The organism is Coleofasciculus sp. C1-SOL-03 (genome assembly GCF_040220555.1).
GTDB lineage: Bacteria > Cyanobacteriota > Cyanobacteriia > Cyanobacteriales > Coleofasciculaceae > Coleofasciculus.
Genome location: NZ_JAVJUO010000059.1, coordinates 25,286 through 40,620 on the forward strand (window position 1 = coordinate 25,286; position 15,335 = coordinate 40,620).

At 47.5% G+C, this 15,335-nt stretch carries 10 protein-coding genes; 5 read left to right on the plus strand and 5 right to left on the minus strand.

From position 1 onward, the window contains the following. The first annotated feature begins 26 nt into the window (after window positions 1-26). On the plus strand, window positions 27-1,145 hold the full coding sequence (gene wecB / locus RIE73_RS08835) for a non-hydrolyzing UDP-N-acetylglucosamine 2-epimerase (RefSeq protein ID WP_446400842.1): 1,119 nt from the start codon (window positions 27-29) through the stop codon (window positions 1,143-1,145). A gap of 234 nt (window positions 1,146-1,379) precedes the next feature. Here wecB and RIE73_RS08840 read toward each other — a convergent pair whose 3' ends face one another. The 3 genes from RIE73_RS08840 to mfd all read right to left on the minus strand — a co-directional run bounded on the left by RIE73_RS08840 (window position 1,380) and on the right by mfd (window position 6,348). After that, window positions 1,380-2,021: a hypothetical protein gene (locus RIE73_RS08840; RefSeq protein WP_446400843.1), complete on the minus strand. Its 642-nt coding sequence runs from the start codon at window positions 2,019-2,021 to the stop codon at window positions 1,380-1,382. Beyond that, complete coding sequence (locus tag RIE73_RS08845; protein ID WP_446400844.1) at window positions 2,021-2,653, minus strand: AAA family ATPase; 633 nt, start codon at window positions 2,651-2,653, stop codon at window positions 2,021-2,023. The genes RIE73_RS08840 and RIE73_RS08845 overlap by 1 nt, the downstream gene beginning before the upstream one ends. A gap of 116 nt (window positions 2,654-2,769) precedes the next feature. After that, complete coding sequence (gene mfd, locus RIE73_RS08850; protein WP_446400845.1) at window positions 2,770-6,348, minus strand: transcription-repair coupling factor; 3,579 nt, start codon at window positions 6,346-6,348, stop codon at window positions 2,770-2,772. A gap of 195 nt (window positions 6,349-6,543) precedes the next feature. Between mfd and RIE73_RS08855 the strand changes: the two genes are divergently transcribed. From RIE73_RS08855 to RIE73_RS08870, 4 genes are all read left to right on the plus strand, one after another. Then, window positions 6,544-7,875 (plus strand): hemolysin family protein, encoded by a 1,332-nt coding sequence (locus tag RIE73_RS08855; RefSeq protein ID WP_446400846.1) that lies wholly within the window; start codon window positions 6,544-6,546, stop codon window positions 7,873-7,875. A gap of 143 nt (window positions 7,876-8,018) precedes the next feature. Then, on the plus strand, window positions 8,019-11,219 hold the full coding sequence (locus tag RIE73_RS08860) for a HEAT repeat domain-containing protein (RefSeq protein ID WP_446400847.1): 3,201 nt from the start codon (window positions 8,019-8,021) through the stop codon (window positions 11,217-11,219). Between the two features lie 89 nt (window positions 11,220-11,308). Continuing rightward, window positions 11,309-12,661, plus strand: a complete 1,353-nt coding sequence (locus tag RIE73_RS08865) for an MFS transporter (protein WP_446400851.1) — start codon at window positions 11,309-11,311, stop codon at window positions 12,659-12,661. 332 nt (window positions 12,662-12,993) lie between these two features. Continuing rightward, the gene (locus RIE73_RS08870; protein WP_446400848.1) at window positions 12,994-13,191 is read left to right on the plus strand and encodes a hypothetical protein; all 198 of its coding nucleotides are present in this window, start codon (window positions 12,994-12,996) and stop codon (window positions 13,189-13,191) included. 75 nt (window positions 13,192-13,266) lie between these two features. On the opposite strand, the gene RIE73_RS08875 is transcribed toward RIE73_RS08870, so the two are convergent. Together RIE73_RS08875 and RIE73_RS08880 are read right to left on the minus strand one after the other, a co-directional pair. Then, on the minus strand, window positions 13,267-13,422 hold the full coding sequence (locus RIE73_RS08875) for a hypothetical protein (protein WP_446400849.1): 156 nt from the start codon (window positions 13,420-13,422) through the stop codon (window positions 13,267-13,269). 452 nt (window positions 13,423-13,874) lie between these two features. Beyond that, window positions 13,875-14,963: a hemolysin family protein gene (locus RIE73_RS08880; RefSeq protein ID WP_446400850.1), complete on the minus strand. Its 1,089-nt coding sequence runs from the start codon at window positions 14,961-14,963 to the stop codon at window positions 13,875-13,877. Window positions 14,964-15,335: the final 372 nt, after the last annotated feature.

A 15,335-nucleotide genomic window follows, 5' to 3' on the forward strand; every position in this document is an offset into this window, starting at 1 on the left:
GTTCCCTGTTCCCTGTTCCCTGACCCATGAACAATGAACCAACAATCTGTATTACGTTAGGTACTCGCCCAGAGGCGATTAAACTTGCACCCGTGATCCAACAATTTCAAGCCTGTGATCTGTTCAAGACTCAGGTGATTTTGACGGGTCAACATCGGGAAATGGTGGATCAAGTGATGCAGCTATTTCAGCTTCAGCCTGACCGCGACTTGGAAATTATGCAAGCTAAGCAAACGCTGACCGATATTACCTGTCGCAGTTTGCGGGGATTGGAGGCTTTATTTGCTGAGATTAAGCCACAGTTGGTGATTGTACAAGGGGATACAACAACCGCATTCGCGGCGACGTTGGCGGCATTTTATCAAAAAATTCCTGTGGGTCATGTGGAAGCCGGGTTACGAACCGATGATTTGTTGAATCCTTATCCGGAAGAAGCGAATCGGCGGTTAATTTCTCAGTTAACCCAACTGAATTTTGCGCCGACAGCGAAGGCGGTGGAAAATCTGAAAACGTCGGGGATTGTGGGCGAGATTCATCAAACCGGAAATACGGTAATTGATGCGTTACTCACGGTAGCCAAGCAGGAACCTGAATGTCCGGTTCCGGGGTTAGAGTGGGACAAGTATCGGGTGTTGTTAGCCACGGTTCATCGGCGAGAAAATTGGGGTAAACCGTTAGCAGATATCGCCCAAGCGTTTATTCAACTGTTGGATCAGTTTCCGGATACGGCGTTATTGTTACCGTTACACCGAAATCCTACGGTTAGAGAACCCCTGAAACAAGTATTAGGCAAACATCCGCGAGTCTTTTTGACCGAACCTTTAGATTATGGCGAATTAGTGGGCGCGATCGCACGGTGTTATCTGTTGCTGACGGATTCGGGGGGATTGCAGGAGGAAGCGCCGAGTTTGGGTAAACCTGTGTTAGTGTTGCGGGAAACCACGGAACGCCCAGAGGCGATAGAAGCGGGAACCGCGAAGTTGGTGGGAACGAATCCGAGTCAAATTGTCGCCGTCGCCAGTGAATTACTCGGAGATTCTCAGGCGTATCAGGTGATGGCTACCGCCGTTAATCCCTTTGGGGATGGTTACGCCGCCGAACGGATTTTGCAAGTTGTTAAAGGTTCTTTGTTAGGGACAGGTTGAGGTACTGTAGGGGCGGGTTTAGGGAGTAACGCGACTTAAGCAGCCGACAACTGAGCAACAAAACCCGCCCTGACCCCGTTGAAACTGATAGTTTTCACCTTTGTCAATAAGTCTCAACACCCACCAAGAACTCAAGTTCTTGGCTTATAGCTTAAGTCCATTAAAATGGACTAAACTTAGAAATATAGTCGGTCTTTAAGAAGGACAGGCTAAAGTTCCCTTACTACCAAACCATCACAGTAACCACGTCTTATTGGCAAAATCAGCCGGCTTTTCGCTATCCTTTTGAATCGGTCGTCCGAGAGGGCGGGCGGGAGATCTAGCGGGAGGACGTTTGGTTTCAACGGGTGGCGTGGGTTCTATCGGTCGCTTTTGAGTGGCTTTAAGCGATTCATTCTCTTGTTTAAGACTCTCCGCTTCTTGCATCAATTTCTCATTGGCTTGGGCGAGTTGAACAGCCGCTTTTTTGGCGTCCTCAAATTCACTCTTTAAATGGTCGAGTTTCTTCAACTCACTTTGTAAGTTTTCAACGGTTTCTTGCTGCTGATGCAATTGGGTTTCTAAATCCGTAACTTGTTCCTTTAACCGCTGTTCTCGTTGCTCGGCTTGGGCTAAACTATCTTTTAAATTAACCACAGTGGTTTCTTGTTTTTGGGCTTCTTCAAGTGCCTGTCTCAATTCCGCAACCGTGGCTTCAAGGTCAGCTTTGGTGGGAGTTGAAGATTTACTGGTACTGGTTCTCCGGCGAGTTGCCATGGTTGATTCGTCCTCTGTTTCTGTATTCGGTTCGTTAGTATCTTCAATAGGTTGCTGATTGGAAGATGGGGATTTTTCCACCTCTTCCCGTAGTAAATCCGTTAACTTTTTTTTGGTCATTAGCACCCCCAATGATGGTGTAGTTCATCCGCCACCCGGCGATAATCGGCTTGGGCTTCACGGGCATTTTCTCCGCCCAATTGAGTAATCGGTATCCCCTGCAATGCAGCGCGTTCGTGGGCTTTGTACGTCCGAATAAAGGTTCGGAATGCGGGAACACCGAGTTCCCGGAGTGTGGTTTGCGCCTCTAACGCTTCCCGGCGACTGCGAGAGTCTACCCGAGTTAACAATACCCGATGGGCGGTTCCTACTGGTGCGATCGCCCGTCGTACTGTTTCCATTAAAACCGCTAAGTCCATCGGTGCGGGAGGTGTGGGTAAAATAATATAATCTGCGATCGCGACTACAGCAGTCAAGGCGTCTGAACGCAGGGCGGGGGGTGTATCCACAACGGCTATTGCGTAGTCTTTCAGGGTTTTTAGACGACTTAAGAGTTGAGGATTGGTTTCTTGGGCGACATCAAACCCGATTTCTCCCTCACTTCGTTCTACCCACCAACTGGCTGAACCTTGGGGATCACTATCCACTAATAAAACCTGTTTTTTTTCCGCAAGTACGGCGGCTAAGTTGACTGAGGTTGTGGTTTTGCCAACACCTCCCTTTCCATTAATAATAGCGATTATATTGGTCATTCGTCATTTGTCTTATGTCATTCGTCATTTGTCTTATGGTCAGGGCGGGTTTTGTACAAACGTTATCATCAATAGCGAAACGTGATTTCCTAAACCCGCCCCTACACATTCAACATTTATACCGCTTCGGGTAATGCTCCTTGCATCTTGCTTAACCAGTCGATTAAATTCTCTAACTGTTTATTGGCTTTGAGAACTCCTAATCCCCGTACTGTTACTTTACCAGGAGAATAGACAAAGCGCGATCGCAAATGTTCGGGGAGGTTTTCTTGTAATAGCTTCCAGGCGGGTTCCTCCATTGGCGTTTCTAGGGCGATGTGTTGTTTCCCTTCGGGTTTAATCCGACTAAATCCCAGGGATTTTGCTACCTGCTTGAGTTCCACAATCCGCAATAATTGTTCAACGGGTGTAGGTAAAGGACCGTAGCGGTCATGCCAATCGGCGGCAATTTGGACTAATTCGGACTGGGAATTTGCCGCTGCTATTGTCCGATAGGCACTCATCTTTTGATCTAAATCGGGAATATAATCCGCCGGGATAAAGGCGGTAAGATTTAAGTCAATTTGGGTATCATCCACTTGGGGAATTTCTTGTCCCTGAATCTCGCGAATGGCTTCTTGTAGCATTTCCATATATAAATCAAAGCCAATCACATCCATTTGTCCCGATTGTTCCGCCCCGAGGAGATTTCCCACGCCTCGGATTTCCATATCCCGCGTCGCCAGTTGATACCCAGAACCTAACTGAGTAAACTCCTGAATCGCCCGTAAGCGCTTGCGGGCGGCGTCGGATAGGGTTTCTTGTTTGGGATAGAATAACCAAGCGTGTGCCTGCACGCCAGAACGCCCGACTCGCCCCCGCAGTTGGTAGAGTTGGGCTAACCCAAAGCGCTGGGCGTCTTCGATGAGGATGGTATTCACACGGGGAATATCTAACCCAGATTCAATAATTGTGGTACAAACCAGGATATCCGCTTCCCCGTTACTAAAGGTAAGCATAGTGGCTTCTAATTCCCCTTCTGGCATTTGTCCATGGGCAATTGCCAGTCTCGCCCCCGGTATTGTTTCCCGCAATTTTGTGGCTACCGCTTCAATTCCCTCGATTCGGGGAACCACGTAAAATACCTGTCCACCCCGGTCTAATTCCGTGCGAATTGCCGTGCGAACCGCTTCGGGATTATAGGGGGCTAAATGGGTTTTAATCGGACGCCGAGAGGGAGGGGGAGTGGTAATTAAACTCATTTCCCGCACACCAGAGAGGGACATATATAAGGTACGGGGAATCGGTGTGGCGGTTAAGGTGAGGACATCAACTTGGGTTTTTAGGGTTTTAATTTTCTCCTTTTGGTTCACGCCAAAGCGCTGTTCTTCATCGACGACTAACATGCCTAATTCACGGAAGTTGACGCTTTTGCCTAGGAGTTGATGGGTGCCAACAACGACATCTAATTCCCCGGTGCTGAGGCGGCGCTGAATTTCTTTCCGTTCCTGGGCGGTACGAAACCGGTTGAGTAATCCCACATGAATCGGATAGGGGGCAAAGCGTTCTTTTAACGTGTGGTAATGTTGTTGGGTGAGAATTGTGGTTGGGGCGAGGAAGGCGACTTGTTTTCCGGAGGTAATCACTTTAAAAATTGCCCGCAAAGCTACCTCAGTTTTGCCAAAGCCCACATCCCCACAAACCAAGCGATCCATCGGGCGATCACTCTCTAAATCTCGCTTCACGTCTTGCACGGTTTTGAGTTGGTCTGGCGTGGGTTGGTAGGGGAAGGATTCCTCTAATTCCTCTTGCCAGGATGAATCTTCCGGAAAGGCATAACCGGATCGTTGACTACGTTGGGCATAGAGTTTGAGTAAATCAACCGCCAGTTTTTTAATCGTTTTGCGAACCCGATTTTTGGTCTTTTCCCAGGCTTTGCTGGACATTTTATTCAGTTGTGGCGCACGACTATCGGCGCTGCGATAGCGTGATAATACGCCAACCTGATCAGCGGCGACTCGTAATAAGCCATCGGCGTATTTTAAGACTAAATATTCACGAGTTTGATGATTCAGAGAGAGGCTTTCGAGTTTGACAAATTTACCAATGCCATGGTTTTTATGCACCACATAATCGCCGGGGGTTAACTTATTCGGGTCAACCTGTTTGGATGCCGCACGGCGTCGTTTGCGTACATAACTGGGAGTGGCAAGGGTATGCTGTCCAAAAAACTCGCGATCGCTAATCACAACCAAGCGAAACGTGGGCAGGATAAAGCCTTCGAGTTCCGCTAATCCGGAATATTTCACCGCCACAGGTGTTTTCTGACGTTGCAGTTTATCAATCGCTGGATAATCACGGGGATTGGGAACAAATTGAGCCGGACAATCATGTTCCTGTAACAGAGACACCGAACGACTCGGTTGAGCCGAAACCAGCCAAACCGAAAACTTGCGATCGCGTTCACTGCGGACAATTTCTGCAAGTTTGGCAAATTGGTGTGGCGTGGCGGGAATCGGGCGGCTGGCTAAATTCACCGCCGTCTCATTGGTGGCTTCTGCTAATTCTGATAAATAGAGTAAGGTTTGGGTGTGTAGGGGCGGGTTTAGGGATTTTTGTGTCGTTGTTGATGATAACGTTTCATCAAAACCCGCCCTGACTGCGGTTTGCGTGTTGAATAATTCAGCATATTGACGATGCAGAGGGGGAAGGGGATGGGCTAAGGTATCTAAATGATCTTGAGCATGGTCTACCCAGCGATCGCCATGAGCGCGACATTGTTCGGGTTCATCAATAGCAATAACTGTATTATCGGGCAAATAATCCAATAAAGACGCAGGGTGATCAAACGCCATCCCCAAGAAGCGACGACTCCCTTCCAGATGTCCCCCTGCTTGCCAAAGTGCTTGTTCCTCTTCCTCTAGATGGATTTGCACCTGTTGGACTTGGGTATCACTGAGGGCATCAGTAATAATGGGGCTGAAATCAGTTGGGGTGAGTACCAGTTGCCCAATTTTATCCAGGGAGCGTTGGCTACCGGGGTCAAATTCCCGCAGTTGTTCCAATTCATCCCCAAACCATTCCAAACGCACGGGTAATTCCGCCGCAACCGGAAAAACATCCACAATATCACCGCGCCGACTCCATTGACCCTCCATTTCCACCAGGGGGACTCGTTCATACCCCAAGCGGGCTAATTGGGTATCGATGTCTTTAATATCCGCTGTCATCCCTTGGTTAATCGTCAGACAATAGGGCGCAAAGGCTTTGACTGGCGGTAGATGGGGTTGAAGTGCGGCGTGGGTAGCAACAATGGCTAATCCGTTCACCGTTACCGAGTAATTCTCTCCAGACTCCCCTGAATCAGACGTTGACGAATGACCCACCAAATCCGCCAACACCTGCATTTGTCCCCACGTCATTTCCGATTCAGGGTCAAAGGGTTCGTAGGGTGACGCTTCCGAGGTGGGATAGAAATGAACCGTTTGCCAATCCATCGCCTCCAATTGCGCCGCCCAGCGACTGGCTTCTTCCAACGTGGCGCAAACAACCAAAAGATTACGCCCCGAGGCTTTGGCAATAGCCGATGAGACCAATCCCTTGGGGAGACGGGCAATCCCATTTAGGTGCAAAGACGACTGACGATTCAGTTTAGCAAGGAGTTCACCCGTCAGGGGCGATTGTTCCAGAGTCCGAATAATAGAAGAGAATGCCATGATTCACCGCACGTTATTGGAAATAGACAACCCAAGCCGTCATCCATCGACTTATCTTATTGTAGAAGCCTTGCTCACCCTGGGGGAGTTCAGGGCGGGTTGAGTCCATCTCTACAGTCAAAAGCCAGAACTCAAGTCATGCTTGATACTAGAACCTGAGAAATACATTCTCTCTCATTCCCAGCCATTACACCCATGTCCTCTGTCTCTCGCGAAATTGTCTTTATCCTCTTGCTCATCGGACTCAATGGTATCTTTGCTATGTCAGAGATGGCGATTGTCGCTGCTCGCAAGGTGCGCCTGCAACAGTTAGCCAATCAAGGCAATTCTAAAGCTCGCACGGCTTTGGAGTTAACCCATTCCCCGAATCAGTTCCTCTCTACGGTTCAGATTGGCATTACCCTAATTGGTATCCTCGCCGGTGCCTTTGGCGGGGCGACAATCGCTGAACAACTTGCCACTCAGTTAAAGGAGATTCCCCTCTTGGGTGCCCGCGCCGATGCGATCGCCTTATTTGTTGTCGTAGTAACCATTACCTATCTATCCTTGGTGATCGGGGAACTGGTACCTAAACGCTTGGCACTCAGCAACCCAGAATTAATTGCCACAGGGGTAGCGACACCGATGAAATGCTTATCAAAACTCACCGCCCCGGCGGTTCATTTACTCAGCTATTCCACGGAAACGGTACTGCACCTGTTGGACATCGCCCCCTCTCAAGAACCAACGGTGACAGAAGAAGAAATCAAGATTTTAATGCAGCAAGGCACCGAAGCCGGAACCTTTGAGCAAGTCGAACAAGACATGGTGCAGCGAGTATTCCGATTAGGCGATCGCCGGGTGAGTAGCTTGATGACGCCTCGTCCCGATATTGTCTGGCTCAATTTAGACGATTCCTCGGAAATGAATCGCCATAAGATGATGAATAGTTCCCATACTCGTTTTCCGGTTTGTCAAGGAGGGGTTGACAATGTACTGGGTGTTGTGCAAGTCAATACCTTACTTGCCCATTGTCTGGCGGGTCATCCCCTGGATCTGACCTGTTGCTTGCGACAGCCGTTATTTGTCCCTGGAAGCACTAGGGCGCTGAAGGTATTGGAGTTATTCAAGCAATCAGGACCCCATTTGGCATTGGTGGTGGATGAGTATGGGGTGATCCAAGGATTAGTCACCCTCAATGATATCTTAGAAGCCATTATTGGTGAAATTCCCTCCGTTGATGATGCCGATGAATTGCAGGCGGTACAGCGGGAGGATGGTTCCTGGTTAGTTGATGGCATGTTATCGATTGAAGAGTTCCGCAAACTATTTGGCATTGACGAGTTACCGGGAGAGCAACGGGGAAACTATCATACCTTAGGCGGTTTTGTGATTACTCATTTAGGTCGCATCCCCACAGCCGCTGAATATTTTGAATGGGGAGGATTACGGTTTGAAGTGATGGATATGGATGGCAATCGGGTGGATAAGGTATTAGTGATGCCGTTGCACAAAGAGTTTTATCAGCGCCCTAATGATGTGTATTGAAATCAATGACAAATGGGTTTGAGCCGTGGCGCGATCGCATTCTCACCCAACTATGTTACGTTGTGTAAATATACCTGCCACCCAAAGCAATTACCTCTAACCAGACTTAACCGGACGATAAAACATTTTTAACCCGAACGCCCATGCTAAGTCAACTGATTGAGCAACGTTGTGGTCTTTCGATCTGGAAAATACAACGATTAGCTCATTTATTATTTATCGGGGTGACGATTCTCACCTATAACATCTTGGCGATGACGATCGCCAATTCCCTGTTTCTGAGTAATGCGGGATCAGAGAATCTACCGCTCTTTTATGTGCTGATTGGGTTAGTCTCCATGCCCGCTTATGCGGTGTTTTCCCAAGTGGTTGACCGTTTTAGTCGTCCCCAGCTTTTCCGCTATATGTTGGTCTTTGCCATCGCTATGGCGCTGGGCATGCGACTGTTGATCACTTTGGATACATTATGGGTCTATTATCTTATCTTTATCGCGATTTTTTTCCAATGGGATCTGTATAACAATATCTTATTGCCCAACCTATTGATGGATTATTTCACGGCGTTGGAGTACAAGCGTTATGCGCCATTTATGGGGATGGCTCAGGCGGTGGGTATCCTGTTGGGCGGCGGTTTGACCAGTTTGCTGTCCCAGTTTTTCACGACGGAAGATATGCTGCTGAGTTTACCGTTTGTCTGTGCGGTGGCGATCGCGCAACTGATTTATCTGGAACGCTCTCAACGGCGCATCGAGACAAATCGCAGTCAAACCCCGGTGAACCTAGTTGAAGCGTTACGGACGTTTCCGGATTTAGTCAAGCGCTACCCAATTATCCTATTTTTGGCAAGTAGTAGCTTTCTGTTAGTGATCATCTATATTACGTCAGAGTTTGAATATTTAAGCATTTATGCCCAAACCTTCACCAATGACCGAGAATTAACCAGTTTTCTGGGATTGCTGAGAGTGGCGAATAGTATCCTACAGATGGTGATCCTCTACTGTTTCACTCGCCCTCTGTTGCAACGATTAGGCGTAGGGCGGATGAATTTGGTTTATCCGGTGACAACATTAGCCAGTTTACTGGGACTTGCGTTTAACTTTAATTTAAAAGCCGCGATCGCGACCAATGTCAATAGTGATGGATTGTATAAAGGGATTAACTTACCCGTCCATCAATTAAACTATAATGCCGTCCCTCCGGAATTCATGGGACGAGTGCGATCGCTCAGTGATGGCTTATTTTATGCCACGGGATTGACGTTGGCTGGGGGACTGTTATGGATTGTTCAATCCTTTCTCACCCTAGAGCAGATTATTTGGATTGGCATTAGTTTAACCGGGCTATTGCTGGTGGTGCGCTTCTTTTTAGGCAATAGCTATGTCCAATGTTTAGAAGTCATGTTACGCTCCGATGCGGTGAATCTGGATGAAATTGGTGAAGGATTGATGCAATTACCGCCCCAATCCAGTCCAATGATTCACGACTTGCTCCACAGTGATGAACAGTACACGCAAATTAAAGGACTAGAATTAGCAGCGGGTTTGGGACAACCGAGTCAATTTTTCGCCGATGTACAGCAACTTTTACCGGAAACCGATCCGGGTATCCGACGCGGGATTGTCAAACTGTTTAGTCATAAACCCGATTTAGAGACAATTCATCACTTTGAACGGCTGTTAGACGCCCCAAACCCCCAGGTGCGAGCCACGGCGTTAGAGGTGTTAATTGCCAATCAGCAGCCCTTGGAACAGGAACAACTCCGCTCTCGCTTGGGGGATATTAGTCAGGAAGTCAGCCTCTTAGCCTCAGTTGCGGCGACTCAAATGGGGGTGATTAGTAATCCCCAAATTAAAACCACCTGCGAACAGTTATGGCAATCGGATTTAGATAGTATCACGGGACAGGCAATTGTGCGGGTGGTGTCTTGTAGTGGTAATCCGGAATTAATTCCCCCCCTGAAGCAGATTCTCACCCATGCTACCCCAGAGGTGAAACGGGAGGGATTAGAAACCTTGGCAACCTTGGCACATCCGGGGGATTGGGAATTGGCGGAATTGGCTGTCTTGGAATTAGAACACCCTGATCCGTTGGTACGGGCGGCGGCGTTTAATTTATTGGGAATTACCCGCTGTAAAGGGATGTTGCGCTATGTAGCAATTGGTTTGGGCGATCCTCACCCGCAAGTGCGTCGTTGTGCAGCGGTGGCGCTGGCGACGTATGGGGAACAGGGGTTGGCGTTAGCCCAAGATAGTTTATCCTCGTCTAATCCGGATATTGTAGATGCGGCAATTGCAGCCATTGGTCAAGTGCGGACGAAACAGGCAAGTGATATCCTGTTCGAGTATCTCAGTCCAGATTTTCAGCAGGTAACACACAGCCGTCAATGGCAACAACAGATTCCCCCAAATAATCCCAGTTGGCAACCTCTAGCCATTGCGATCGCGGATTATCATCAACGGCTGATTCAACGGGTTCTCTATATTCTCTCCTGTCTGGGTCATTCCCGTACTGTTAATGTGGTGCAACGGCTGCTCTATTCCACGGATTCGCGGGATTTAGCCAATGCGATTGAAACCTTGGCGTCGTTGAGTCATCGCCGCTTTGTGCTTCCCCTGATGCCCGTTTTGGAACAATTGATTAGTGATGATCAACCTGGAACTCGGATTCGGGTTAATTCTCAATGGATGCGAACCAAGGGATATCAGCTACTGTTAGAAGCCCTAGAATCGCGCGATCGCTGGATTAAGATTGGCGCGTTGATTGCCTTAGCGGGAGTGCCTTCTGCTTTAATGAAAGATCCAGACCCTTTAGTTAAAGCCGTAGTCCAGCAAATTTTCCAGCCCCTTGATCAGCAGCCGTCACTCAAGGATTTCTTTATGAGTCGTCTACTCTTACTCAAAAATGTTGCTCTGTTCAAAAATTTATCCCTCGATGAACTGCTTCTGATCGACCAAGCCCTAGAACAAGAGCATGTTCTGGCGGGTGAAACCATTTATACTGAAGGGAGTTGGGGCAACCACTTCTATATTATTGGCGAAGGGAGTGTCCGTTTGGTCAAGGATATGGACGAAGTGCAATGTGATCTGAAATACTTATCAGCAGGTCAACACTTCGGGGAGGTGACACTATTTGATAATGCGCCGCACTGGGACGGTGCGATCGCAGTGAAGGATTGTACGTTGCTCAAGTTAGAGAAAAGCCGTTTTATCAGTTTGATTACTCAACGTCCTCATATTGTATTAGAGATTTGTCGATTTTTGAGTCAGCGCCTGCGGGAAACGGATAAGTATCGGCTAGTGAAGAAATTACCCTCATCATTGGAGGTTCCTGTAGAAAGTCGGTAATGATCAACGGCGATCGGGCTATACAGGAGGATTCACCTGAACAGATGATGATGAGCGATCGCCGATTGTCGTCAGACAACTGATTTGTGATGAAAAAACAACCGTTAAATTTTTGGCAGCTCTGGAATATGAGCGTTGGATTCTTCGGCATTCAATTTGGCTGGGGACTCCAGATGGCAAATATGAGCGCCATTTTCGAGTATCTGGGTGCTAATGCCCATCAAATTCCCATTCTCTGGTTAGCCGCTCCCCTGACAGGGTTAATCGTGCAGCCGATTATTGGCAATATGAGCGATAATACCTGGGGACCTCTGGGTAGGCGACGACCGTATTTTTTGATTGGGGCTATTTTAAGTACACTGGCGCTGATTCTCATGCCTCATTCATCGGCATTGTGGATGGCAGCCGGATTACTCTGGATTCTAGATACCTCAGTCAACATTAGCATGGAACCGTTTCGGGCGTTTGTCGGGGATTTAGTGCCGAGAACCCAACGAACGATGGGATTTGCCATGCAGAGTCTGTTTATTGGCTTAGGCGCGGTGAGTGCGTCAGCATTACCCTGGATTTTAAATAACGTCTTTCATATTCCCTCCCTGGGTGGACATGAAGGGGCAATTCCCTTAACCGTGGAACTCTCCTTTTATATTGGGGCTGCCTTTTTCTTTGGTACGGTATTGTGGACGGTTCTTTCCACCGAAGAATATCCCCCGAAAAATCTAGAAGCCTTTGAGAAACAGCAAGAGAAAAAAGGCGGTTTAATCAACAGTATTCGCGAAGCCTGGATCGCGCTGCAAGAGATACCGCCAGTGATGAAACAATTAGCGTGGGTGCAGTGTTTTACCTGGTTAGGAATGTTCTGTTTCTTCCTATACTTTCCCCCCGCCGTCGCCTGGAATATTTTTGGCGCGACGAACCAGCAATCATTACTTTATAACGATGGGATTGAATGGGCAGGAATTTGCATTGCCTTCTATAATGCAGTTTGTTTTGTCGTCTCGCTATTATTACCGAGAATGGCACAAATCACCAATCGTCAAATCACCCATAGTTTTTGTCTCCTCTGCGGGGGTGCAGGGTTCATGTCATTGATGGTGATTGACAATCAATATTTACTATTCCTATCGATGGTGGGAGTGGGGATTGCCTGGGCAAGTATTTTGACCCTGCCCTATTCAATGTTAATTGGTGGTTTACCCCCCAAGCGCACGGGCATTTTCATGGGCATTTTTAACTTCTTTATTGTCCTACCTCAGATTGCCGTATCCCTGGGATTTGGTTGGGTAATGGATAACTTTCTGGATAATAATCGCCTCTTAGCGGTAGTGATTGGCGGTGTGTTTATGGTGATTGCGGCATTTTTAACCCAACGGGTAGAAACAATTCCCGCACAAGATTTGCCGAAACCAGAGGTTCAGTTGTCAGAAGAAACAGCCGTTTAACCGTAGGGGCTTGGTGACAAAGCCCCTAATTTTGTCTGACGCGAAGCCTCTATCCGTAGGGTGCGTTAGCGCAGCGTAACGCACCATTTTAGCGTAGCGTAACACACCATTGCCACCAGATATAATGTACCTGTGTAAGTTCTGTTTAAATTGGGTATTAGTAGCGAGCAAGATGCTCGCACTACAAGAATGAGAGCCATTATTGGCATTACAGAGTTAAATGCCGAACAGCTTATTTAAAGCCGTGCGATGTAGGGGCGGGTTTAGGAATGCACAACAAAACCCGCCCTCATCCCTGCTATAGTTTAGTGTAAGAGTTGCTACCTGAATCAATGGCAGATATCCAATTTGAAATTCAAGGACAAGACGCGATCGCCGCAACGGAAGCCTTATTCGCCCATCCGGAATTAGAAGGGCATTGGGAGACGGCTGACGAACCGGATAAAGAAGGTACAATTGCCACCATTGGCGCGATTGTCGGGATTGTTGGCGGTACTATCACCGTCGCTGAACAAATAGGGGTACTTTGATGTCTTGCATCTGACAGGTCATGCTACCTTTGTTGATGGAGAATCCCGTTTTTCTATAAAAGTATTGGTAATGTTCTAGGTATGGGAATGGGCATGGGAATGGGCATGGGAAGAACAGTAAAATTGCTTGAGTCGTTGATAGTGGGCAGAAAAAAACAATCCATGGAAATATTGCAGCATTTCCAATTCCCCGAAGCGGAAGAAGTGAGGCAAATAATCGCTATCGTTCAAAAGATGTTAGATGAGATGGTAGACGAGAAGCAATAACCCAAATCCGAACCATTTCATCTAATGGAAAGGACTCTGTAGGGGCGGGTTTAGGGACAAAATTAACCGACAAACCAATAACCTTTCTACAAAACCCGCCCTTCCCCAGTATGTAAACCAACCGATAACCTCAATTCCAAATCAACCCCCGATGTAATCGGATTTTTTTGAGGTTAATCGACTGTATGCTAGGTTAGGATCAGGGCGGGTTTCGTTGTTCAGTTTAAGGTTTGTCTACTCATTGAATCCCTAAACCCGCCCCTACATTGTCTGGAATGAATTCTACAGCTTAGGATATTGATTACCATTTTAGTTTGTTTATAAAGACAGGATTTGTTTGAATAGTAGCATTGGCGATCGCGTCCATCCGTAAATAGTCCTCAAACCTTTACGAATGACCAAGGACAAAGGACAATTCAGCTTCTAGAACGATTCGGAACCAGGCGATCGCTCTCATCATAGATTTCACCCACCAGTTCCTCTAAAATGTCTTCTAACGTCACCAATCCCACCGTACCGCCGTATTCATCCACAATGATGGCAATATGAAAACGCTGTCGTAACATATCCTTAAGTAAATTCGCCACTCGATTCGTTTCTGGGACATAAATCGGTGGGTCCATCGCCGCCGTCACGGAAATATCCCCTTCTTCGGCTGGGGCGACTCTTAAATACTGCAGCGCTTTCTTCAAGTGAACAATGCCGACAATTTCATCTTTGGATTCTTCCTGAACCGGAATCCGAGAATATCCAGTTTCTAAACAAAGATTCACTAAATTTTGCAAGGTTTCCTCGTGGGAAATTGTCCGCATTTCAATCCGGGGTTTCACCACATCGCGAGCGCTTAAATTATCTAACATCAACGCTTTACTCAACAGTTGATGCTTATCCAAATCCAGAATACCTTTCCCCCCTAACACCTCAATCATTAACTTCAGATCCCGTACCGATTCCCCCTCTTGGACAATCCCCCCCTGAAAAAAGCGAATCGCTGCCTGGGCAATAGTTTCCAAAAAATAAATAATGCCAAAAAAGGATAAAAATCGCGAGAGCCAATAGATCGGGCGAACCACAGTCTGAAAAACAGGCAAGACATTATTAATTGCCAAGGATTTAGGCGTAATTTCGCCAAAAATCAAGACAACAAACGTGACAACCGCAGTCGCAATTCCTAACCCTGCATTTCCCAGCCACAAGGCAAACAGATTACTGGTGAGAATTGCCGAAAAATTATTGATTAAATTATTGCCCACCAGCAGCGTTGTAATAAAGCGCGATCGCTTCTCTAAAACCAGGCGAAATATACCACTCGGATCACCTTGGTCTTTAATCAGCGCCCTCAGTTTCAGATTATCTAATGCCGTGATTGCCGTCTCTGAACCCGAAAACATCCCCGACAGCACGAACATCACAATCAGTACGGCAACATCCAGCCAAACATTGCCCAACAGAGGACCGATGTCTGACGCCGCAAGTAGATAAATCGGGATTGGCAAGGCGATCATGTTGAAATGGCGAAACTTTGGCGAAAGCTATCTTACCAAACCGTTAGAGGAAATCGGAAAGGGAACATAGGACAAGGTAGAAGGCAAAAAGAAAACAGCACCGTACTAAGCTTTGTAAACAAGCCGCAAACCCTTACAAAGGACTAATGACGAATGACCAATGACCAATGACGATCAAGAGTAGGACTTGAGGTGATCCCTGTCCTACTCCTGCTGCCAAAGGATTAGACAAGTGACATCCTCCTACACCAAATCGAAGATTATGGAGTAGGCTTCCTACCTCACAATAGGACATTCCTAGTTACAACTCTGACGAGTTTTTCGCCACTTATCTAGAGCAGCCCCATGACTTACTCCCCGACAGACCGACTG